Raw genomic sequence first — 1,099 nt, 5'->3', positions numbered from 1 at the left:
CCCTCACCCGGCGGCTGTTCGCCGGCGGGGCCGCCGCCGCGCTCGGCGGCGCCGCGCTCAGTACCGCGGCCTCGTCCCCCGCGCACGCCGCCCCGCGCGCCGCCGGCTCCGTACGCCGGGCCGGCCGCGGCGGCGAGGTGCGCCGGATCACGATGTACGCCGAGAAGCTGCCCGACGGACAGATGGGATACGGACTGGAGAAGGGCAAGGCGTCCATCCCCGGGCCGCTGATCGAGCTCATCGAGGGCGACACCCTGCACATCGACTTCGAGAACACCATGGACGTCGCCGCCAGCCTGCATCCGCACGGCGTCGACTACGACATCAACAGCGACGGCACCAGGATGAACAACAGCCATGTGGAGCCGGGGGAGACCCGCACCTACACCTGGCGCACCCACCGCCCCGGCCGCCGCGAGGACGGCACCTGGCGCCCCGGCACCGCGGGCTACTGGCATTACCACGACCATGTCGTCGGCACCGACCACGGCACCAACGGCATCCGCAACGGGCTCTACGGGCCTTTGATCGTGCGCCGCGAGGGCGACGTGCTGCCCGACCCCGACCGGCAGTTCACCATCGTCTTCAACGACATGACCACCAACAACCGCAAGACGGGGCCCGACTTCAAGGCGACTGTCGGCGACCGCGTCGAGGTCATCATGATCACGCATGGCGAGCACTACCACACGTTCCATATGCACGGGCATCGCTGGGCCGACAATCGCACCGGACTCCTGGAGGGCCCCGACGACCCCAGCCCCGTCATCGACAACAAGATCACCGGCCCGGCCGACTCCTTCGGCTTCCAGTTCCTCGCGGGGGAGGGGGTCGGCGCGGGGATGTGGATGTACCACTGCCATGTGCAGAGCCACTCCGACATGGGCATGGCCGGCCACTTTATGATCGCCAAGCCGGACGGCACCATTCCGGGCCACTGACCCCTGCCCAGCAGGATCCGCAGGACACGGTCTAGTGTCCTGAGTCGGAGATTCGTCGTTGGTCTGGTGTGAGTCGTCCTGGACCGAAGATCCCGCCTGTTGTGCTGACTGATGCTGAGCGGGAGATGTTGCAATCATGGGTGCGTCGTCGTTCGAGT

Annotated in this window: 1 protein-coding gene; it reads left to right on the top strand. The window is 68.1% G+C overall.

What is annotated here, in order from left to right:
* Positions 1 to 14 precede the first annotated feature (14 nt).
* Complete coding sequence (locus G5C65_RS37605; RefSeq protein WP_165303533.1) at positions 15 to 941, top strand: multicopper oxidase domain-containing protein; 927 nt, start codon at positions 15 to 17, stop codon at positions 939 to 941.
* The last annotated feature ends 158 nt before the right edge of the window (positions 942 to 1,099 follow it).

It is taken from the genome of Streptomyces boncukensis (assembly GCF_011045075.1).
In the GTDB taxonomy this organism is placed as follows: Bacteria; Actinomycetota; Actinomycetes; order Streptomycetales; family Streptomycetaceae; genus Streptomyces; species Streptomyces boncukensis.
Note: the sequence above shows the minus strand (reverse complement) of the source record. Positions and strands in the feature narration are given on the sequence as shown.